Raw genomic sequence first — 20935 nt, 5'->3', positions numbered from 1 at the left:
TTTCGCCAGTCACCGACATTCAGCCGATGCAATCCCGGTCGGCCCGACCGGGCCAGCAGCGTGCAGGTTGGAGTTTTCTAAATGTTGAATTTCCAGAAGGTTGCCGATCCAGGCGACAGGGGGTAAGTCATGCGGGCGAAACACTATCTAGGGAAGGTAACGGCGTCAGTGATCACGCTTGCGGTACTCGGGGGCTTGTCACTGCGTTACGTGGCTCATGGAGAAGAGCCGGCGCCCGCCCCCGTTCTGGTACCCGCGGCCCTGGCCAAGGTCAAGCAGGTGCCGTACACCTATTACCAGGTTGCCATCGGTCAGATCGAGGCCCGCCAGCAGGTGCTGCTGTCGGCCGAAGTCAGCGGCCAGGTGGTGGCCCTGGCCTTCGACTCGGGCGACAAGGTCAAGGCCGGCAACGTGGTGGTCAGGCTCAACACCTCGCCGGAAGAGGGTGAGCTGACCCGCCTGCGCGGTGAGTTCGAAGCCGCCAAGACCCATTACGGGCGTTTGCAGGCCCTGGCGCGCAACGGCGCCGAGAGCCAGCGCGCGCTGGACAGCGCGCGGGCGCAGTTCGACGCGGCTAAGGGCAACCTCGAGAACATCCAGGCGCAGATCGCGCAGAAGACCATCCGCGCGCCGTTCTCCGGCGAGCTGGGCATTCGCCAGGTTCACCTGGGTGACTACGTGCAGGCCGGTCGGCCACTGGCCACGCTCACCGACCTCAATGGCCTGCGGGTCAACTTCACCGTCTCCGAGCGTGACAGCGCCAACATCGTCAAGGGCCAGGCCGTCGAGTTGGCTGTCGATGCGTGGAACGGCATGAAGTTCGAAGGCACGGTCAGCGCCATCGACCCGCAGGTGAACAACTCCCACGTGATCAAGGTCCAGGCGCTGCTCAAGGAGCACCAGGGCAAGTTGCGCCCGGGCATGTACGCCAAGGTCAAGGTGCAACTGCCGGGCAAGGATGAGCTGGTGGTGCCGGAAACCGCGATCACCTACAACGCCTATGGCGAAAGCGTGTTCGTCACCTACGAAGAGAACGGCCTGAAGAAGGTTCGCCGGCAGAACATCAGCGTCGGCGAACGCCGCGATGGCCTGGCGGTGGTCGCCAAGGGCCTGCAGGCGGGCGACGAAGTGGTGACCTCCGGGCAGATCAAGCTGCAGGACGGCGTCGCCATCGAGCCTGTGGCCGACACCGTGCGGCTCAACGTCCAGCGCTGAGGAGCGATCATGCATTTCACCGATATATTCCTGCGCCGGCCCGTGCTGGCGCTGGTGGTCAGCACGCTGATCCTGCTGTTCGGGATCATGGCGTTCACCAAGCTGCCGGTGCGCCAGTACCCGATGCTGGAAACCTCCACCATCACCATCACCACCCAGTACCCCGGCGCCTCCTCGGAGCTGATGCAGGGTTTTGTGACCCAGCCGATCAGCCAGGCCGTGGCCTCGGTCGAGGGTATCGACTACCTGTCGTCCAGCTCGACCCAGGGCAAGAGCCTGGTCACCGTGCGCATGCAGCTCAACAGCAACTCGATCAACGCCCTCACCGAGGTGATGGCCAAGGTCAACCAGATCCGCTACAAGCTGCCCGCCGAAGCCTATGACCCGGTGATCGAGCGCACCTCCGGCGGCTTCACCAGCGTCGCCTACGTGGCGTTCTCCAGCGAGCAGCTGTCGATGCCGGAAGTGGCCGACTACATCTCGCGGGTGGTCGAACCGATGTTCTCGGGCATCGACGGCGTGGCCAAGATCAACGTGCTGGGCGGGCAGACCCTGTCCATGCGCCTGTGGCTGGACCCTGACCTGCTGGCCGGCTACGGCATCACCGGCCAGGACGTGGCCGACGCGATCAAGGAGAACAACTTCCAGGCCGCGCCCGGCCAGGTCAAGGGCCTGTACGTGGTCAGCAACCTGCGTATCAACACCGACCTGACCAGCGTCGAAGACTTCAAGGACATGGTCCTGCGCAACGACAACGGCAACATCATTCGCGTGCGCGATGTCGGCACTGTCGAGCTCAATGCCGCGTCGTTCGACACCAGCGGCGCGATGAGCGCGGTCCCGGCGATGTTCCTCGGCCTCGACGCCGCGCCCACCGGCAACCCGCTGACCATCGTCAACGCGGTCAAGGCGCTGATCCCGGAGATCGAGAAGACCCTGCCACCAGGCGTGAAGGTGCAGATCCCGTTCGAGGTGGCGCACTTCATCCAGTCGTCCATCGACGAGGTGACCCACACCCTGATCGAGGCGCTGGTGATCGTGGTCCTGGTGATCTACCTGTGCCTGGGCACCTTCCGCACCGTGCTGATCCCGCTGGTGACCATCCCGCTGTCGATGCTGGGGGCCGCGGTGCTGATGCAGATGTTCGGCTTCAGCCTGAACCTGCTGACGCTGCTGGCGATGGTGCTGGCGATCGGCCTGGTGGTGGATGACGCGATCGTCGTGGTGGAGAACGTCCACCGTCATATCGAGGATGGCAAGACGCCGTTCGAAGCCGCCTTGCTCGGTGCTCGCGAAGTGGCGGGGCCGGTGGTGGCGATGACCTTCACCCTCGCCGCGGTGTACGCGCCGATCGGCCTGATGGGCGGCCTGACCGGCACCCTGTTCAAGGAGTTCGCGCTGACCCTGGCCGGCTCGGTGGTGGTGTCCGGCATCGTCGCCCTGACCCTGTCGCCGATCATGAGCACCCGCTTGCTCGACGCCAAGTCGAGCGAAGGCTACATGGCGCACAAGGCCGAGGCCTTCTTCAACTGGCTGGCCGAGCGCTATGGCAAGTTGCTGGGCGTGTCCTTGTCCAAACGTTGGATCAGCCTGGCCATCGCGCTGGTGATCTTCTTCAGCCTGCCGGTGCTGTACAAGTCGGCGCAGAGCGAGCTGGCGCCGCTTGAGGACCAGAACATCCTGCTCACCGCGATCAAGGCACCGCAACACGCCAACATCAATTACGTCGAGGCGTTCTCGGAAAAGCTCCACGAAGTGTTCAAGGAGTTCCCGGAAGGCTACAGCGACTGGGTGGCCAACGGCACCGACGGCCTGTCGAACAGTGTCGGCGGCATCAACCTGGTGGACTGGGACAAGCGCGAACGCAGCGCCAACCAGATCCAGCCCCTGCTGCAGCAACGCGTCAGCCAGATCGAAGGCACCAGTATCTTCGTCTTCCAGATGCCGCCGCTGCCGGGCTCCACGGGCGGCCTGCCGGTGCAGATGGTGGTGCGCAGCGACCAGGACTACCAATCGCTGTTCGACGTGATGGACAAGCTCAAGGCCAGCGCCCGCAGCAGTGGCCTGTTCGCCGTGGTCGACAGTGACCTGGACTTCAACAACCCGGTGGTCGAGGTGCAGGTCGACAGGGCCAAGGCCAACGCCATGGGCATTCGCATGAGCGACATCGGCAAGACCCTCAACAGCCTGATCGGCGAGAAGTACGTCAACCGCTTCGCCTACCACGGCCGCTCCTACGACGTGATTCCGCAGTCGGTGCCGCAGGATCGCCTGACCCCCGAGGCGCTGAACCGCTACTACGTCAAGGACCAGCACGGCAATCTGGTGCCGCTGTCGACCCTGGCCACCATCAAGGTCAAGGTCGAGCCGAACCTGCGCCCGCAGTTCAACCAGCAGAACGCCGCGACCTTCCAGGCCATCCCCCTGCCGGGCGTGACCCTGGGCGATGCCGTGGCCTTCCTCACCGAACAGGCCAGGCAGTTCCCGGCCGGCTACACCTACGACTGGCAGTCGGATACCCGCCAGTTCGTGCAGGAGGGCAACACCCTGGTGCTGACCTTCGCCTTCGCCCTGGTGATCATCTATTTGGTGCTGGCGGTGCAGTACGAAAGCTTCATCGACCCGTTCATCATCCTGATCAGCGTGCCGCTGTCGATCTGCGGGGCACTGCTGCCGCTGGCGCTGGGTTACACCTCGCTGAACATCTACACGCAGATCGGCCTGATCACGCTGATCGGTCTGATCAGCAAGCACGGCATCCTGATGGTGGCGTTCGCCAACGAACTGCAGATGCATCACGGCATGGGCAAGCTGCAAGCGATCCGCCACGCCGCCGAAGTGCGCCTGCGGCCGATCCTGATGACCACCGCGGCGATGGTCGTGGGCCTGGCGCCGCTGATCTTCGCCACCGGTGCCGGGGCCAACAGCCGCTTCGGCCTGGGCCTGGTGATCGTGGTCGGGATGCTGATCGGCACCTTGTTCACCCTGTTCATCCTGCCGACGGTCTACAGCCTGCTCAGCACCGCCAGGCAGCCCAAGGCAACGCCTGCCGACAGCACTGAAGGCCAGGCCATCGATGCGCCGGCACGGGGATAATCGCATGTTGAAAATCACACGTTGTGCATGGCCGCTGTCGCTGGCGGCCCTGGTGGCCCTGAGCGGTTGCGTCAACCACGCCGGCATCGACCACCGTCAAACCCTGTTGACCCCCGAAGGCGCGCCTTCGGGCACCCTGGCCGACGCCCGCCTGCCGGCCGCACCCTGGCCGCAAGGGCAGTGGTGGCAGCGCTACGGTGACGCCCAGCTGGACGGGCTGGTGGCCAAGGCCTGGCAGAACAACCCCGGGCTGCAGGAAGTACGGGCGCGGGCCGACAAGGCCAATGCCTACCAGGAATACTACGGCGCCGACCGGGCGCCGCAGGTGGACGCCTTCGGCGACGTGAAGCGTTCGCGGCTGTCGCGCAGCGAGGACTACGCCGGGCAGGGCAACCGCTATGTCACCGTGCGCAGCCTGGGCGTGACCTTCGACTACGACCTCGACCTGTGGGGCGGCAAGCGCAGTGCCTGGGAGGCCTCGGTCAGCCAGGCGCGGGCGGCGGAGGTCGAGTTGCAGTCGGCGCGTCTGCTGCTGGCGGCCAACGTGGTCAAGGCCTACAACCAGCTGACCTACGCCTGGGATGTGGTCGACCTCAGCGAGCGCGACCTCAAGCGCCTGCGCAACCTGCAGAGCCTGACCGGCGATCGCTACCGCAACGGCCTGGACAACAAGTCCCAGCTGCAGCGGGTCGATGGCCTGGTGGCACGTGCCGAGGCCAGCCTGTTGGGGGCCAGGAGCGATGTGCAGGTGGCTCGTCTGCAGCTCTCGGCGTTGCTGGGTGCGGGGGTTGATGGCGCCCATGACATCGCCCGGCCCAAGCCGCTCAAGAGCGACGAAGCCGCGTTGCCGGAAAACCTGCCCGCCGAACTGCTCGGGCGGCGCCCCGACATCGTCGCGGCGCGCTGGCGGGTCGAGGCGCAGACTCAGACGGTCGCCTCGGTGAAGACCCGTTTCTACCCCAACATCAACCTGCGTGCGGGGGGCGGCATCCATGCCATGTCCGGCGACAGTTTCAACGACAGCGTCAGCCGTTTCTGGAACATCGCGCCGACTGTGACCTTGCCTTTGTTCGATGCCGGGCGCTTGCGCTCCGAGCTCAAGCAGAGCAACGCCGACCTGGACCTGGCGATCGCCGGTTACAACTCGACCCTGAACACGGCACTGCACCAGGTGGCGACGTCGGTGACCGAGTTGCAGGCGGTGAACCGGCAGATCGGCCTGCAACGTACCGCGCGGGATACGGCGCAGTCGTCCTTCGACCTGGCCGTGGAGCGCTTCGAGGTCGGGGAAAACAATTTCCTCGATTCGCTGAACATCGAAGAGCAGTTGATCGAGGATGAAATGCGCCTGGCGTTGCTCAGCAGCAAGCAGATCGACTCGGCGGTGAGCCTGGTTACTGCGTTGGGGGGTGGTTACCAGCCTGAGCCAAGCGCTGTTCGTTGAATGCTGGTTCAGCCGGCGCCGGGGTTGCACCTGGCGCCGGCTTTCAAGTGTTCGCCTGGAGAGTTGCAACGCCTATCAGATCGAGCGCCGCTCGCGGATGAATCCGCTCCTACAGGTTTGTTTCGGGCCAGTTCGCCAAAGGCGCCACGGCGGGCAACCATGGTCTCACAGGTGCGGCACGTTGCAACCGATGTAGGAGCGGATTCATCCGCGATGCGCCGCGCGGGCGGCGCTCGATCTCGAGCGCGGCACAACTCTTGCGACGAAAACCCCGCACTTTACACCTTGAAACACACCCATTCTTAAATCCGCCATCTCGCACAACGTCCTGTTTCGCAAGGCTAAATTGGTTGCACCCTGATGCTTCCAGGTAGCACATGGAACGCAATTGGCTCGCGAACGGTTGTAACAATGGTGTATAGTCCTACACTGTTCGTACTAACAAACAGTCGTGATTCCAGAGGCAGGCAGCCATCGACTGATGGCCCTAGGTAGTTGGGAACATGCTGTCCCCACGAGGTATTGCCAGGTTCGGACTCGGCTTCCCAGGAGCGCGACATGGAATCGCGCCTGATCAATACGGGGAAACCACGGACGGTACCGCGCAGGCGATCCGGGGCGTGGTGATCCTTGTAAGGCTATTGAGGTTATTGCATGTACACTGCCAACCACCCCAGCATCGAGCAGATCCGCCTGGAAAACGTCCTGACAGCACTTGGCAACCCGTTGCGCCTGACCGTGCTGAAGGTGCTTTCCGATGGCGAAGAGCACCCTTGCGGGCGCATCCTCAAAGGTGCCTCCAAATCGACCATGACCCACCACTGGCGCGTGCTGCGCGACAGCGGCGTGATCTGGCAACGCCCTTATGGCCGTGAGAACCTGCTGTCGATCCGTCGGGATGACCTGGAAGCCCGCTTCCCAGGCCTGCTCAGCTCCCTGCTCGACGCGGTCGACAAAGACCCGCACACCTCGCAGGTCATTCGCGACAACGAAGCCCGCCTGGAAGAAGGCTGAGTCGCCTTCCCCCGCGAGCGCGCCCTTGGCTCAGATAGCCAGTTTCAGCGGCGCGCTCCGCTCCTGCAGCAACGCCCAGAAATCCTCGACGAAACACTCTGCGATCAGTAGCGGCTGACCGTCGCGCGTGAAGCGCGAGCGGCGGGCCAGCAGCTTGCCGCCTGGCTGGCCAAGTGACGTGGCCAGGCGCGACAGTGGATCATCGGCTTGCGGGCGCTGGCATTCGAAAGCGCCGCGGTGAATATCCGGCGTGTTGTACAGCATGCTGCCCAACGGCTCGCCGCCGTAGCCGGCGAGCTCCGGCCAGGCCGGCCGGCGCTCGCGCATGGGTGTCAGGCTGCGGGCGCAGACCATCACCTGGTCGTCGACTTTCAAGGCCACTTCACGGATCCAGGCAGGGCTGCCGGTGGTGCAGCCCAGGGCATGGGCTTCACTGGGTTCGGGGAAATCGATCCGCTGCTGGGCCACCTCCAGGCTGAACCGGCCCAGCGCCTTGAGGCGCAAGGTCAGCGAGCCTGGGGCGAACAGCCAGTGGCGTTGATCGTCGCTCAGGCCAGGTAGCGGCAGCGAAGTCCAGAGGTTGTCCATGATGCATGTTCTCCGGAAATCTTCAGGCCGCAGACTGGTTGGGCGCGGCGACGCGATGATAGGCACGGTCGAAGTAGATCAGCCCTTCCGGATGCTGGGCGCTGTCGATGTTCAGCACCTGGCAGTAGAAGATGCTGTGGCTGCCGACCGTGTGGATTTCGCTGATCCGGCAGTCGAAGCAGACCAGCGCCTCGTTCATGGTTGGCGCGCCGCTGTGGCCGACGGACCAAGGGGTCGCCTGGAAACGTTGCTCCATGTCCAGGTGCTTGTTGGCGAAGATGCCCGACAAATGCTGATGGTCACCACGCAGTACGTTCACGCAGAGCACGCCGTTTTCTTCGAAGCTGCTGCGCTGGCGCGACTGGTTGTTCATGCACACCAGCAGGGTGGGCGGGGTGTCGGTGACGCTGCACACGGCGGATGCGGTGAAGCCATGGCGGCCGCTGGGGCCATCGGTGCTGATGATCGAGACGGCGCCGCCGAGCCGGGCCATGGCATTTCTGTAGGTTGCAACATCCATTGCTGAAACGCTCCTTTGGTGACTGATCTTCGCTAAAAAAGCTTTGGCGATCATGCATGTACGCCATGACTTATTGTTTGTAAGCCGGGGTTGACGTAACCCGCTGGCGGCCGCATATCATTCGCATACCGCCGATTGTACGGATGTATTAGTACAATACAATTCTTTTTGTAACGCCGTTCACGTATTGCTGCTGCAAGCCTTGCCGCACAAGGCCAGCAGGTCATGGGTGGCCTGGACGGCGCAGTGGGATCCGGGTTGCGACAGTCTAGGTTGCAATCCACCCGTTGTTAGAAGGGAGAAGTAGATATGAGTGGTCGTGGAAGACCCCGGGAGTTCGATCGTCACGAGGCGCTGGTCAAGGCCATGCTGCTGTTCTGGGACAAGGGCTACGATGGCACTTCGCTGAGCGAACTGATGGGGGTGATGAAGATCAAGTCACCGAGCCTCTATGCCGCTTTTGGCTCCAAGGAGGACCTGTTCCTCGAAGCGCTGGAGCTTTACTGGTCCACGGTTGGTGAGGAAATCTGGAGCGAGCTGTACAAGTATGAACGGGCGCAGGACTCGATCCAGGCCGTCCTGCTGGCAACCGCCAGGATCCTCACCCGTGAAGACCGTCCCCACGGTTGTTTCGTCACCCAGACCGACCTCAATTCCCCCTTGCCCAACCTCAGGGTCGGGCTCAAGGTGCTGCGCTGCAAGCCCTTCGAGATGCTGAAGAACCGCTTGCGCCTCGGGCAGGCCAGCCGCGAGATCGGTGAGCATGTCGACTGCGAAAGCCTGGCCAACTACTACGGCGTGGTACAGCGCGGCATGGCCATGGTGGCGCGCGATGGTTCGCCGCGCGATGCACTGGAAAAAGTGGCGGACCACGCCATGGGCAATTGGGACACCATCGTCCCGGATCCTCTCACGCACTGATCCCTCCGCTAGCTGGCCTTTGGCCAGTCCTTGTGTTTGTCTCAACGCATCCAGTCACATGAGTGGCCGGATGCGTTTTTTCGTTCCTGTGGATTTATGTGCAGATCCCACGATAAATTCAGCATTTTTTCACGCGATCGGAACCTTTTTGTGCATCTTGATTGCCCGGAAATTTTCTAACGACCAGCACAGAAAACGTGTTGCCTAGGCATTTTGTCTGTACTAGGATATGCGAACAGTACTAATTGACTAGTACATTATTGGCTTCGCAGGGTGGCTCGAGCCCGTCGAAATCGGCAGGCCTGGACAGCAGGTCGCGCCAGAGTGGCGACACCCCATGCAAGGATTCGCAACCGGGATGCACGTCTGATTTTCGCCACGGCGAAACCACGCGCTGCATCCGAACAGGCAAGGGATTGTGTGATGCAGACAACATGGCTTGTCGAAGTCGGGACGCGCGTTTCGTCCGACACGCAGATTGGTGATGCCAGCTGGGTTCGTGCCGGCAACCACCTCCAGGGCGTGACCCTGGGGCAAGGGTGCTTCATCGGTTTCAAATGCCGCCTAGAGCACCTGGATGTCGCCGATCGCGGCATGCTGGCCACCGGTGTCGTCGCCCGCGGTAGCAAGGAGCACCCCATCCGTGTTGGTCGTGGTGCCTGGATCGGTGCCCGGGCAACCCTTTTGCCCGGCGTGCATATTGGTGCCGGGGCCGTGGTGGCGGCTGGCGCCCTGGTCACTGAAGACGTCGAGCAGGACTGCATCGTCGTCGGCCGCCCGGCACGGGTGATCGCCCGTCGCCAGGTCAGCGAGGATGGCTGGCCCGACCCGGCGCCGGTTCTGCAGAAAGTGCTCAAGCGTCAGCGTGAAGGCCTGCCTTCTTTCCTCGATCGTGCTTCCTGCGCATTGCACCTCGTGCATCAACAGAATCCCCTGCTCAGTGCCTGGCGTATCGCCGACAGCGCGCTGATCGACGCCGAACTGTCCGGCGGCGCCTCGGTGCACATCGGTGAGGACTGCGTGCTGATCGGCCGCAGCACCCGGCGCGGTGGCATGCACGAGCAAGGCGGTATCGGCTTGGGCGAGCACGTCGCTCTGGGCCGTGGCGTGGTCATCGAAGGGGCCGGTGGTGTCGCCATCGGCGAGCACAGCCAGCTCGACGACCAGGTCACCCTGGTGTCGTCCTCCCATGACCACGGCTACCGCTCGCTGCCCTGGAAAGCCGCCCCCATCCACATCGGCAAGCGTTGCCGCATCGGTACCGGCGCATTGATCGTCGGCCCGGTTTCCCTTGGCGACGACGTGGTGGTCGAACCCTACGCCGTGGTCATTCGCGATGTACCTGCACACTCGGTAGTCAAAGGCATCATTCAACTCAAGGAGGAAGTCGCATGATTCTGTTCGCCCCCGCACCCACCGGTTCCGGTCACAACATGCGCGTGCTGTCGATCGGCCGTGCCCTGAAGGATCGCAACCCCGACATCGACCTGAAGGTGGCCCTGGCCTCGCTGCAGGACGTGTTCACCCCGATGTTCGAAGGCTCGGGCATCGAAGTGATCGATGTCGCCGGGCAACTGATGGACTATTCGAAAAAGAGCAACCTGTCGCGCCAGCTCGACTGGGGCAGCTATATCGCCGGCTACATCTCCAACACGTTCCTGTCCAGCGAACGCATGCTGGCCTACCTGGCGATCATCGAGGAACACAAGCCTCGCGTGGTGATTTCCGACTTCAACATGGCGGCTTGCCTGGCGGCTATCTTCAGCCGCACGCCCCTGGTGTTCGTCACCGAGCGCTACGACTTCACCCTGTGCCAGCTGACCGACGAGGACCTGAGCGAAGGGGGGTTCGAACTCAACGCCGAAGACCTGAACCGGGCGCGCCTGGCCTTGCACAAGCAGTTCTCGTGGATGATCGAGCAGAGCCAGCTGGTGTTGACCGACAAGCCCTACATTCCGGAAATGGACAACGGCACGCCGGTGGCCAGCGCACTGCACTCGGGCAAGGCGCATTTCGTCGGGCCGATGATCCGCGATTTTACCCAGACCAACGCCTCTACCGTGCGCGCCGACCTGGGCTTGGGTGACGGGCCTTTCGTCGTCGCCTCGATCAGCGGCACCACCATGTTCGCCGAGAGCAAACAGAACCTGCTCAACGGCTACCTGGAAGCCTTCGAGCGCCTGCGCGCCGAGCGCCCGGAGCTGAAGATGGTGCTGCTCGGCCGCCAGGACATCGCCCCACGTGAAGGCGTCATCAGCGTGCCGTACTACCCGGACTGGATGGGCCTGCTGCGCGAAGCCAGCCTGCTGGTGTCGGCGCCGGGCTGGATCACCGTGACCGAGATCGCCGCGTTGAACATCCCGACCCTGTTCGTGCTGCCGTCGAAATCCGAGTACCACGAGGCCGAGGCGCTTGACCGCCTGGGGCGCCTGGGCTTCCCGACCTACCTGGGTTGCGAGGCCGGGCGGATCGCCGAGCTGATTGGCGCCGAGCTGGACAAGGATACCGCGGCGCCGACCTATTTCGGTGCCCACCAGCGGGTCGCCGCGCCCGACGGACTGGGTGCCCACCGTGCCGCCAGCCGGATTCTCAGCCTGGCTCAGTAAGCAACATCATCCACAGCATTATTCAGGGAGAGGGCAATGCACAGCGCCTCATACACCTTCATGGCCGACGCCTTGATGGACAGGGAAGAGGGTGGCTTTCTGGCAGTCACCGACGCTACCGGTGCGGTACGCATCAGCAGCGACAAGCGCCTGGAGGACCAGGTGGCGGCGACGCTGTTCTTCGCCGCCCATGGCGAGGCCGAGCAGGCCGAGTTCGCGTTGGCAGGCCTGCTGGCGCTGCACGATGCCAGCCAGGATGGCTTCATCGAGTTGGGCGATCGCTTCTGGAACCCGCACGGCTCCGGGCGTTGCCGGACCCTGGCGAGCCAGTTCGATGCCCTGCGCGCGGTGCTCGAGTTCCGTCGCCTGCGGCGTGACGATGCGCAGCTCAAGGGCGTGACCGCAGGCTTGAGCCAGCGCCTGCAGCAGGTCTATGACAACCGCCTGTTCGGGGGTGTGCTCAGCAGCGACTGGAGCGCGGTGATCGATGGGCACATGCCGATCGAGCTGGACATTGGCGCGGTCAACTTGCTGTGCAGCCTGTGCGCCTGCAAGGGGGACCAGGCACTGCTCACCCACCTGCAGCAGCACGTCTGGAAGCTCGAGGACGAAGTGCGCGCCGAACTCGATGGCCTGGGCGCAGGCACCCTGCGCAACACCGCCAGCCGGGCGCGCGCCGCGGCAGCCCTGGCCCGCTGGGCACGGGCCAACAGCCACCAGGAGATGCTGCAACTGGCGCGCAAGCTGCTCGAGGATACCTTCGAGCGTCTGCACGACAACACCTACGGCGGCTTCTGGGATCGCCTGCGCTACGATCAGCGTGTCGGCGCGGACTGGCTCACCTCGTTCAAGCGCAACGAGTCGCCGTTCCCGATCAAGACCAGCCTGGACGTGGCGTTGCTGCTCGATGCACTGGCACTGGCGCAGCCACACGATGCCGCTGAACGCCGCGATCAGCTACTCAAGGCGCTGGGGGATTTCCACGACAGCCACCACGGTGGGTTCTTCCTGGGCAAAGGTTACTTCTGGTCGACCCCGGTCGACCCGACAGTACCTTTCATCCGCCAGTTCTGGGCACCGCCGCGGCAACTGGGCGTGTTCCACATCGGCAACCTGTCGTACCTGCCGTTGCACATCAAGAGCCTGGAGGGCCAGCTGGCCTGTCTCAAGGCCCTGGCAGCCCACACCGCGTCCTTGCCGGTGCCGCAAGCCTGGGCTCCGGCCGATGGCAGCGCCCTGCGCGTGGTGGACAATCGTCGACCGCTGGAGCAACCCCACCTGGGCCAGATGCCGAACCTGGACGTCAATCTGCCGGCCTACTACGACTGGCTGAGCCAGTCGCGTGCCTCCCTCGCGGTGCCCTACGGCCTGACCGCCGAGCTTGCGCCGCAAGGCTTCCGCGCCGACCGCTGCTGGCAGGTGTTCTCCGCGCTGCACGTGATTTCCGACCTGTATGCGTTGAAGGCGGACATCGAGGACAGCGCCAGCCTGGTGGCCTGCATCCAGGCCTCGCAGAACCCCGACGGTGGTTTCTCCGAGCAGCCCGGCCAGCTCAGTGACGTATTCGCCACTTACTGCGCGGTGATTTCCCTGCGCCTGCTGGGCAGCGCGCCACGCAACGGGCAGGCCTGCGTCGCCTACCTGCGCCAGTGCCAGCAAGCCGATGGCGGTTTCGGCAATGTGCCGGGCTACCAGTCGGACATCTGGCACAGCAACCTGGCGGCACTGTCACTGCATGTGCTGGGTGCGCAGGCGAACCAGCCCCAGGCGCTGCTGGACTTCATCCTGGCCTGCCGGCATGCCGATGGCGGTTTCGGTAACCGGCCGGGCAACCCACCCGACACCTTCTCCACCTACCGTGCCCTGTCGCTGTTGCATGCGCTGGACCGTGAGCTGGTGGATGCCCAGGCCACCGTGGCCTGGCTGCAAGGGCTGCAGCAAGCCGACGGGCCGTTCCTCTATCGCCCGGGCAAGGCGGTCAGCCTGGTCGGTAGCTACATGGCGGTGGCTGGCTTGTACCTGCTCGATGCCGAGCCTCGGGACAAGCAAGGCGTGACGGACTGGATTGCCCGTCACCAGAAGCAAGATGGCGGATTCGGCCCGCTGAACACCACCTCGGCCACCACCGATGAAAGCTTCACCTGCATCCAGTCGTTGCTGATCCTCAAAGGCGCGCTCAGCAAGTACTGGGTCGCCCTGGTCAACTAAAAAAGCGTGAACGGATTCACCACACCCATTACAGGAGTACTTGCGTGAACATCTTGATTACCGGCGGTGCGGGCTTCATCGGCTCGGCCGTGGTCCGCCACCTGATTCAAAACACCGACTGCCACGTGGCCAACGTCGACGTCCTGACCTATGCCGGCAACCTCGAGTCGCTGGCCAGCGTGGCCGACTCCGAGCGCTACCGCTTCTACCAGGCCGATATCTGCGACAAGGCGCACCTGCAGCGGATCTTCGCCGAGTTCCAGCCCCAGGCGGTGATGCACCTGGCGGCTGAATCGCACGTCGACCGCTCGATCGAAGGCCCGGACGCCTTCATCCGCACCAACGTGCTGGGCACCGCAACGCTGCTGGAAGTGGCCCGTGGCTACTGGAACGGCCTGGCGCCGGAAGCCCGCGCGGCGTTCCGTTTCCATCACATCTCCACCGACGAAGTGTTCGGCGACCTGGAAGGTACCGACGACTTCTTCACCGAACAGACCCCTTATGCGCCCAGCTCGCCCTACTCGGCGAGCAAGGCTGGCAGCGACCACCTGGTCCGCGCCTGGGGCCGCACCTACGGGCTGCCGGTGCTGGTGACCAACTGCTCGAACAACTACGGCCCGCACCACTTCCCCGAGAAGCTGATCCCGCACGTGATCCTCAACGCCCTGCACGGCAAGCCGCTACCGGTGTATGGCAATGGCGCGCAGGTCCGCGACTGGCTGCACGTCGAGGACCACGCCCGTGCCCTGTACACCGTGCTGACCCGCGGCGAAGTGGGGCAGACCTACAACATCGGTGGCCACAACGAGCGCCGCAACCTGGACGTGGTGCAAGGCATCTGTGCATTGCTCGAAGAGCTGCAGCCGAACAAGCCTGAGGGCGTCCAGGCCTACAGCGACCTGATCGAGTTCGTCAGCGACCGCCCGGGGCACGACCTGCGCTATGCGATCGATGCCAGCAAGATCGCCGACGAGCTGGGTTGGACCCCGCAGGAGACCTTCGAGAGCGGGCTGCGCAAGACCGTGCAGTGGTACCTCGACAACCGTGGCTGGTGGCAGCGCGTGCTCAATGGCGCCTACCGCCTGGAACGCCTGGGCAACGCCGCCTGAACCTCTACCTCATTCATGTTTCAAGGGAGCTGTTTCATGAAAAAGACCCAATACAAGGGCATTCTGCTGGCCGGCGGTTCGGGTACTCGCCTGCACCCGATCACCCTGGGCGTGTCGAAGCAATCCTTGCCGATCTACGACAAGCCGATGATCTACTACCCGCTGTCGGTGCTGATGCTGGCCGGCATCAGCGAGATCCTGGTGATCTCCACCCCGACCGATCTGCCGGGCTTCCAGCGCATGCTCGGCGACGGCAGCCAGTTCGGTATCAAGCTCAGCTACGCCGAGCAACCGAGCCCGGATGGCCTGGCCCAGGCGTTCATCATCGGCAAGGAGTTCGTCGGCGACGACAACGTCTGCCTCGTGCTGGGGGACAACATCTTCTATGGCACCCAGTTCAGCGACACCCTGCGCCAGGCCGCCAGCCGTGACAGCGGCGCCACCGTGTTCGGCTACTACGTGGCCGACCCGCAGGCGTTCGGTGTGGTGGAGTTCGATGCCCAGGGCAAGGCGATCAGCATCGAGGAGAAACCCAAGGCGCCCAAGTCCAACTACGCGGTCACCGGGTTGTATTTCTATGACAACCAGGTGCTCGACATCGCGGCGCAGGTCAAACCGTCGGCTCGTGGCGAACTGGAAATCACCGACATCAACAACGCCTACCTCGAGCGTGGCACGCTGAACGTCAACGTGCTGGGCCGTGGCTTCGCCTGGCTCGACACCGGTACCCACGACTCGTTGCTCGAAGCCGGCAACTTCGTCCAGGCCATCGAGAACCGTCAGGGTTTGAAAGTCGCCTGCCTGGAAGAGATCGCCTTCCAGAACGGCTGGATCAACCAGGCGCAGTTGCTGGCGCGTGCTTCGGCGCTGAAGAAAACCAGCTATGGCCAATACCTGGCGTCCATCGCCGCCGCCGCCGACGATGATGTGGTGAAGGCGCTGATCGCCTGATCGGGGGCTTTGCCCGCGGGGTTTGATCAACCCTGTGGGCATTCCTGTTTCAGTTGGTGGCGTTTTAAGGGCGCCTGCAGTAGCCTCTGGCGGCGGTCGCATCTGCCACCGTTGGCCTGTGTGCCAGCTACTGCGAAAAGGGATTTTCCGCGTGTCTGTTTCCTCCTCCGATTTCTTGCCCTCGGTGGGCGCCGCCTGGATCTCCACCTGGACGGCACCGGCCCAACCGGCCTGGGGCACTGAACTGCCATTCCCCACCCAACTGCCGTCGATGGCCGGTGCGTGTACCGTGCGCCAGCCCCTGCGCATCAGCCGAGGCGGGCAGATGTTGCGACTGGTGTTTTCCAATGAATATGGCGATACCCCGCTGACCCTCGGCCTGTGTCGGGTGGCTCTACACGAACAAGGGCAGGTCAGTGCCTGGGCAGACCTCACCTTTGGCGGTAGCCATCGCGTCACCCTGGCTGCCGGCGAACGCCTGCACAGTGACCCGCTGGAGCTGCCGGTACCCGATCTGGCCGACCTTGAGCTGGCTGTCTACCTGCCGAATGACTTCACCCCCACGACCTTTCACTGGGACGCCCGCCAGACCGGCAGCATCGAGCCCGGTGACCGCACTGGCAATCAGGCCGCGTTGCCTGATGCGCAACCATTGAACGTGCGGGTGCTGGTCAATGCGGTCGAGGTGCTGGAGCAAGGCGTGACACTGGCGGTGATCGGCGATTCGCTGGTCAATGGTCATGGCCTGGAAAAGAACAGCCATGGCTGTTGGGCCGACCTGTTGGCCTGCCAACTCGCACCGCAGGGGATCGCCGTGATCAATGCCGGGCAGTCCGGTGGTCGGTTGTTGCGTGACCGGTTGGGTATCAGTGTGCTCAATCGATTCGAGCGGGATGTGCTGAGTCAGCCGGGGGTGGCCATGGTCATCGTGCAGGTGGGGTTGAACGACCTGGGGTGGGCCGAGTCGGTCGTCGACCCTGAAGGCGCGCTACCCACGTTCGAAGCGTTGACGGCCGGTTACAGCGCACTTATCGCGGCGGCCCATGAACGTGGCGTCAGCGTGCTGGGCATGACGCTGACTCCGTTCAAAGGCGCGTTCGCCGGGACCCCATTCGAGGCTTTCCACCAGCCAGGCAAAGACCTCTTGCGCCATCGGCTCAACCGATGGATGCGCGAGGACAGCGGGTTTGACGGTGTGCTGGACCTGGATGCGCTGCTGAGGGACCCGCACGACCCGGACCGTCTGCAGGCTTGCCACGATTCTGGCGATCACCTGCATCCTGGCCGCGAAGGCAGCCAAGTTATTGCGCAGTGGTTGCTGCAGCAACCGGCGCTCACTGATTGGGCGCGACCTTTGTAGGAGCGGCTTCAGCCGCGATCACCCGCGAAGCGGGTGCCGGGCACCGCGTTGCCTGCATCGCGGCTGAAGCCGCTCCTTCAGCTCACCGGGTTGCGCGCCACCACCTCGCTCTCGAAGCACACCTGCTCGACGATCAGCGGCTCCACCAGCGGGCGGCTGTCGCGAAAGTGCGCGGTTTGCGTGTGCGCCTCATACGCCGCGTCATCGCGGTAGATCTCGTACAGGTAGATCACCTCCGGGTCCTGGCGATCCTGTGACACATCGAACACCAGGCAGCCGGGCTCGTTGGCCACCGAGGCGGCGGCATTGAGCTGGATGGCACTGAGGAAGGCATCGGCCGTACCGGGCTTGACACGGGTCTTGATGAACAGGCTATACACAGGCGGCTCCTTTTGTTTTAAATTCGCTTACGAATTGTATACAAAAGTGGAGCCATGACCATGTCCGATCTACCTGCCCGTCCCGGTCGCCTCAACGGCCTACGCCACATCGCCCTGCTGGTGCCGAACCTGGAGGAGTGCGAACGCTTCTACGTCGACGTGCTGGGCATGGAGGTGCTCAACCGTGCCAACGAAGACCTGGTGTACCTCACCTGCGGCAACGACAACCTTTCGCTGGGGCGCGGCGCAGGTGCCGCCAATGGTTTGCAGACCCTGGATCACTACGGGTTCATCGTCGACAGCGTGGAAGAACTGGAAGCCTGGTACCAATACTTCAAGGCCCATGGTGTGACCCTGCTGGATCGTCCGTTCAACCATGGTGACGGCGCACGCAGTTTCCATCTGCTGGACCCGGCGGGGAACAAGGTGCAGCCGCTGTATCACCCGGCGGTGTCGGGGCAGCGGCTTTTGTAGGAGCGGCTTCAGCCGCGATCACCCGCGCTGCGGGTGCCATGCACCGCGGCGCCCGCATCGCGGCTGAAGCCGCTCCTACAGGCAACGCGCCGAGCGCTTACTCGGCGTCCAGGTGCAGTGGCGTGATCACCCGGCCATCGCTCTCGGCCTGACCCAGGGTGGTATCGATGAAGTACACCCGGTCATCGGCCAGCTGCCCCTTGTCGACCAGGTAGTCCTTGATGCTGGCGGCCCGTTCCTGGCCGAGGGTGCGCAGCAGCGGGGCGCTTTCGGCCCAGGACTTGATCACCGCCTCGCGCAGTTTCGCGCTGCGTTCGTCACGCCCGAGCTTCTCCCACTCGGCCGGTGGCTGCTGCTTCAGGCGCGTGCGGTAGATGCCCTCGAGCATCGCCGGCTTGTCGTCGTCGTCGACCACCAGCAGGGACGCATTGGCCGGGACCTTGTCGCCACGGCGCTGGAGGATCTTGTACCAGGTGGCCTGGTACTCGCGCTCCAGGCGCTGCTGGGCGATCAGCGGGCCATCGCTGTTCTGGGCCGCCGTGCCTTCGATCTCCAGGCGCAGCTCCGGGCGCTCCTTGAGCGCGGACGCCAGCTTGTCCAGGGCGGACTGGGCGTCAGGGGTCAGATCGCTCGAGCCTGCGGCGAAGGCCACGGTACCGAGATCCTCGGCACCGCCGCCCGAGACCAGCCCGCCGATGAACTTGAACGGCGCCTGGGCCGCGCGCAGTACCAGGTTGCGCAGGGTCTGCCAGACGATCGGCATCACGCTGAACTGCGGGTTGTTCAGGTCGCCGGAGACCGGCAGCTCGATGGAGATCTTGCCGTCGGTATCCTTGAGCAGCGCCACCGCCAGGCGGATGGGCAGGTCCACGGCGTCGGGGCTGTCGACCTTCTCGCCCAACTGCAGTTGCTCGACCACCACCTTGTTCTCGGCCTTGAGCTGGCCATTGGTGATCAGGTAGTGCAGGTCGAGGTTCAGGCGGCCCTTGCGGATGCGGAACCCGGCGAACTTGCCGGAGTAGGGCGTCAGGGTGGTCAGCTCGACACGCTTGAAACTGGTGGCTATGTCCAGGCTGGCCAGCGGGTTGAACGGGTTGAGCGCGCCCTTGATGGTCACCGGCGCATAACGGTCGACCTTGCCCTTGATGTCCACCTTGGCCGGTTGCGGCTTGCGGTTGTCGAGGGTGCCGATCTGGCCGTTGAGCTGCTGCACGGCGGTGGCGAAGTTGGGCGTGAGGGTGAGGTCGGCGAAGTTGGCCGAACCGTCATTGATGCTGATCTGGCCGACATGGATACCCAGGGGCTTGGTGTTGCCGCCACTGGCCGGCTTGGCCTGTGAAGCTGCCGGTGCACCGGCTGGTTGCGGGATCAGCAGGTCATCGACGTTGGTGGTGCGGTCTTCGTTGATGATGAAGCGCGCATAGGGCTGCAGCAGGGTCACCTTGTCGATCGACAGGGCGTCGCCATGCACGTAGCTCAAGCCATCGACATTCACTTGCTGCCATTTGACGAAGTCGCGGTTCTTGATGGTGTCGAGGGTGTGCAGTTGGTCGACCTGGGCCTTGCCGCCAATGGTGAAGGCCAGTGGCTCGGTGCTCTTGAGGTCGACCTTGAGGTCGCTGGAGAGCATGCCGCTGCGCAGCTCAAGGCGGATGAACGGGCTGATGTAGGCCTGGGCCACGCGCAGGTCGATGTCACGGGTGGCGACGTCCAGCCTGGCGCTGACCGGCGCCAGGTTGACCTGGCCGGCCGCCTGCAGCTTGCCTTGCTTGCCCACGCCGGTATCGAGCTTGAGGGTGAAGGGCGACTGGTTGAGGCTGTCGAAGTTCTGCAGGTCGAGGTTGAGCGGGCCGACGTCGAGCGCCACCGGTTCCTTCTGGCTGCGGTCGGCCAGGTGGACCAGGTAATTGCGCGCCTGCACATCCTTGAGCAGCACCTGCCAGGGCTTGCCTGGCTCTTTGGTGGCCTTTTCCTGTTCGGTCGGTTCGGCGGTGGCAGGTTCGGCTTTTTCCTTGGGCGTGGCTTTTGCCGGCTGGCTGGCGAACAGCTTCTGCCAGTCGAGCTGGCCGTCGCTTTCCAGGGCCGCCCAGGTTTCGAGCTTTTCACTGCGAATCTTGCCGACGGTGACCAGCTGCTTGGCCAGGTCGATGGAGGTTTCGCTCACCTCCAGGCTGGCCAGGCGCGCCAGTGGCCGGCCATCCGGCGCCTTGATGGCGAACGGCGCGACACGTACCGAGGTGTTGTCCAGCAGCAGCTCGGTTTCTTTAGACAGGTTGAGCTTGTAGTGGGTATCGAGGCTGACCACGCCTTCTTCGAGCACCAATGGCACGGCATCGCGCACGTAGGGCCAGAACGCCTTCATCTTGCCCTCGGTGACCTTGAGCGTGCCTTCGGAGGCGATCGGCGCCAGGCTCAGGGTGCCGCTCCAGTCGATCCGGCCACCGGCCGGGCCGTTGGCCACCAGGGTCATGTCGGCGTTGTCGTCGGGCAGGGTGCTGAGGTGCTTCAGCTCCAGGTTCATCGAGTCGTAGAGGAATTCGATCGGCTCGCTGGGGCGCAGGTCCTGGAAGTGCAGGTAACCTTCGCTGAGCTTGATGCTGCCGATGCGCAGCGGGAACGGGTCGCTGGGCGGCTCGTCAGGCTTGGCTTCACTGGGCGGCAGCTTGAACAGCTGCGTGAGGTTGAGGCTGCCGTCCTTGGCGAACAGCAGCTCGGTGCGCGGCTTGTCCAGCGCCACCGCTTCCAGGTGCAGGGCCTTGGTCCACAGGCTGTCGAGGGACAGGTTGGCGTACAGGCGCTCGAAGCCCACCTGCTCTTTGCCGGGCTCGCCGATCTGCAGCCCCCACAGGGTCAGTTCGAGGCTGAACGGGTTGAGCTCGATGCGTTGCAGGTGGGCCGGCAGCGTGGCGTACTGGGCCAGCTGCTGGTTGGCGACACGCAGGGCGATACCGGGAAGAATCAGGAAGCCGAGCAGGCTGTACAGGGCCACCAGGGCCAGCAGGGCGCCGACGGCGCGGGTCAATCCTTTGGGCATGTGTCGCTTCGTCTG

General features: G+C 64.1%; 16 protein-coding genes. 12 read left to right on the top strand and 4 right to left on the bottom strand.

Going from position 1 to position 20935, the window contains the following annotated elements:
- Positions 1-195: 195 nt before the first annotated feature.
- The 4 genes from JYG34_RS22485 (at position 196) to JYG34_RS22470 (ending at position 6769) form a co-directional block, all read left to right on the top strand.
- Positions 196-1215 (top strand): efflux RND transporter periplasmic adaptor subunit, encoded by a 1020-nt coding sequence (locus tag JYG34_RS22485; RefSeq protein ID WP_249746191.1) that lies wholly within the window; start codon positions 196-198, stop codon positions 1213-1215.
- A gap of 9 nt (positions 1216-1224) precedes the next feature.
- Complete coding sequence (locus tag JYG34_RS22480; RefSeq protein WP_213658396.1) at positions 1225-4311, top strand: MexW/MexI family multidrug efflux RND transporter permease subunit; 3087 nt, start codon at positions 1225-1227, stop codon at positions 4309-4311.
- 4 nt (positions 4312-4315) lie between these two features.
- Positions 4316-5755, top strand: a complete 1440-nt coding sequence (locus JYG34_RS22475) for an efflux transporter outer membrane subunit (protein WP_213658395.1) — start codon at positions 4316-4318, stop codon at positions 5753-5755.
- Between the two features lie 654 nt (positions 5756-6409).
- The gene (locus tag JYG34_RS22470; protein WP_213658394.1) at positions 6410-6769 is read left to right on the top strand and encodes an ArsR/SmtB family transcription factor; all 360 of its coding nucleotides are present in this window, start codon (positions 6410-6412) and stop codon (positions 6767-6769) included.
- Positions 6770-6799: 30 nt separating this feature from the next.
- On the opposite strand, the gene JYG34_RS22465 is transcribed toward JYG34_RS22470, so the two are convergent.
- Together JYG34_RS22465 and JYG34_RS22460 are read right to left on the bottom strand one after the other, a co-directional pair.
- Positions 6800-7357 (bottom strand): chorismate--pyruvate lyase family protein, encoded by a 558-nt coding sequence (locus tag JYG34_RS22465; protein ID WP_213658393.1) that lies wholly within the window; start codon positions 7355-7357, stop codon positions 6800-6802.
- 22 nt (positions 7358-7379) lie between these two features.
- Positions 7380-7877: a flavin reductase gene (locus JYG34_RS22460; protein ID WP_213658392.1), complete on the bottom strand. Its 498-nt coding sequence runs from the start codon at positions 7875-7877 to the stop codon at positions 7380-7382.
- A gap of 309 nt (positions 7878-8186) precedes the next feature.
- Between JYG34_RS22460 and JYG34_RS26495 the strand changes: the two genes are divergently transcribed.
- From JYG34_RS26495 to JYG34_RS22425, 7 genes are all read left to right on the top strand, one after another.
- Positions 8187-8798, top strand: a complete 612-nt coding sequence (locus tag JYG34_RS26495; protein WP_213658391.1) for a TetR/AcrR family transcriptional regulator — start codon at positions 8187-8189, stop codon at positions 8796-8798.
- Between the two features lie 423 nt (positions 8799-9221).
- Positions 9222-10193, top strand: coding sequence for a DapH/DapD/GlmU-related protein (locus JYG34_RS26490; protein WP_213658390.1), 972 nt, complete (start codon positions 9222-9224; stop codon positions 10191-10193).
- Positions 10190-11404 (top strand): hypothetical protein, encoded by a 1215-nt coding sequence (locus tag JYG34_RS22445; protein WP_213658389.1) that lies wholly within the window; start codon positions 10190-10192, stop codon positions 11402-11404. Before JYG34_RS26490 ends, JYG34_RS22445 begins: the two co-directional genes overlap by 4 nt.
- Before the next feature lie 36 nt (positions 11405-11440).
- Positions 11441-13612 carry a prenyltransferase/squalene oxidase repeat-containing protein gene (locus JYG34_RS22440; RefSeq protein WP_213658388.1) on the top strand — a complete coding sequence of 724 codons (2172 nt, stop codon included), beginning with the start codon at positions 11441-11443 and terminating at the stop codon, positions 13610-13612.
- Between the two features lie 44 nt (positions 13613-13656).
- Positions 13657-14721, top strand: a complete 1065-nt coding sequence (gene rfbB, locus JYG34_RS22435; protein ID WP_213658387.1) for a dTDP-glucose 4,6-dehydratase — start codon at positions 13657-13659, stop codon at positions 14719-14721.
- Positions 14722-14757: 36 nt separating this feature from the next.
- Entirely contained in the window at positions 14758-15672 is a 915-nt protein-coding gene (gene rfbA / locus JYG34_RS22430) for a glucose-1-phosphate thymidylyltransferase RfbA (RefSeq protein ID WP_213658386.1), read from the top strand.
- A 151-nt stretch (positions 15673-15823) separates the two neighbouring features.
- Complete coding sequence (locus JYG34_RS22425) at positions 15824-17032, top strand: SGNH/GDSL hydrolase family protein (RefSeq protein WP_213658385.1); 1209 nt, start codon at positions 15824-15826, stop codon at positions 17030-17032.
- Between the two features lie 77 nt (positions 17033-17109).
- Here the strand turns inward: JYG34_RS22425 and JYG34_RS22420 are convergent, their stop codons facing one another.
- Positions 17110-17412, bottom strand: coding sequence for a putative quinol monooxygenase (locus JYG34_RS22420; RefSeq protein ID WP_213658384.1), 303 nt, complete (start codon positions 17410-17412; stop codon positions 17110-17112).
- Between the two features lie 60 nt (positions 17413-17472).
- Between JYG34_RS22420 and JYG34_RS22415 the strand changes: the two genes are divergently transcribed.
- Positions 17473-17886: a VOC family protein gene (locus tag JYG34_RS22415; protein WP_213658383.1), complete on the top strand. Its 414-nt coding sequence runs from the start codon at positions 17473-17475 to the stop codon at positions 17884-17886.
- 97 nt (positions 17887-17983) lie between these two features.
- On the opposite strand, the gene JYG34_RS22410 is transcribed toward JYG34_RS22415, so the two are convergent.
- Positions 17984-20920: a DUF748 domain-containing protein gene (locus JYG34_RS22410; RefSeq protein WP_213658382.1), complete on the bottom strand. Its 2937-nt coding sequence runs from the start codon at positions 20918-20920 to the stop codon at positions 17984-17986.
- Between the last annotated feature and the right edge of the window lie 15 nt (positions 20921-20935).

The sequence above is a fragment of the Pseudomonas entomophila genome (assembly GCF_018417595.1).
GTDB lineage: Bacteria > Pseudomonadota > Gammaproteobacteria > Pseudomonadales > Pseudomonadaceae > Aquipseudomonas > Aquipseudomonas entomophila_C.
Note: the sequence above shows the minus strand (reverse complement) of the source record. Positions and strands in the feature narration are given on the sequence as shown.

Bases quoted from the DNA above. Each gene is read 5' to 3' on its own strand.
- JYG34_RS22480 (WP_213658396.1), top strand. From the start codon at position 1,225: ATGCATTTCACCGATATATTCCTGCGCCGGCCCGTGCTGGCGCTGGTG.
- JYG34_RS22475 (WP_213658395.1), top strand. From the start codon at position 4,316: ATGTTGAAAATCACACGTTGTGCATGGCCGCTGTCGCTGGCGGCCCTG.
- JYG34_RS22470 (WP_213658394.1), top strand. From the start codon at position 6,410: ATGTACACTGCCAACCACCCCAGCATCGAGCAGATCCGCCTGGAAAAC.
- JYG34_RS22465 (WP_213658393.1), bottom strand. From the start codon at position 7,357: ATGGACAACCTCTGGACTTCGCTGCCGCTACCTGGCCTGAGCGACGAT.
- JYG34_RS22460 (WP_213658392.1), bottom strand. From the start codon at position 7,877: ATGGATGTTGCAACCTACAGAAATGCCATGGCCCGGCTCGGCGGCGCC.
- JYG34_RS26495 (WP_213658391.1), top strand. From the start codon at position 8,187: ATGAGTGGTCGTGGAAGACCCCGGGAGTTCGATCGTCACGAGGCGCTG.
- JYG34_RS26490 (WP_213658390.1), top strand. From the start codon at position 9,222: ATGCAGACAACATGGCTTGTCGAAGTCGGGACGCGCGTTTCGTCCGAC.
- JYG34_RS22445 (WP_213658389.1), top strand. From the start codon at position 10,190: ATGATTCTGTTCGCCCCCGCACCCACCGGTTCCGGTCACAACATGCGC.
- JYG34_RS22440 (WP_213658388.1), top strand. From the start codon at position 11,441: ATGCACAGCGCCTCATACACCTTCATGGCCGACGCCTTGATGGACAGG.
- rfbA (WP_213658386.1), top strand. From the start codon at position 14,758: ATGAAAAAGACCCAATACAAGGGCATTCTGCTGGCCGGCGGTTCGGGT.
- JYG34_RS22415 (WP_213658383.1), top strand. From the start codon at position 17,473: ATGTCCGATCTACCTGCCCGTCCCGGTCGCCTCAACGGCCTACGCCAC.
- JYG34_RS22410 (WP_213658382.1), bottom strand. From the start codon at position 20,920: ATGCCCAAAGGATTGACCCGCGCCGTCGGCGCCCTGCTGGCCCTGGTG.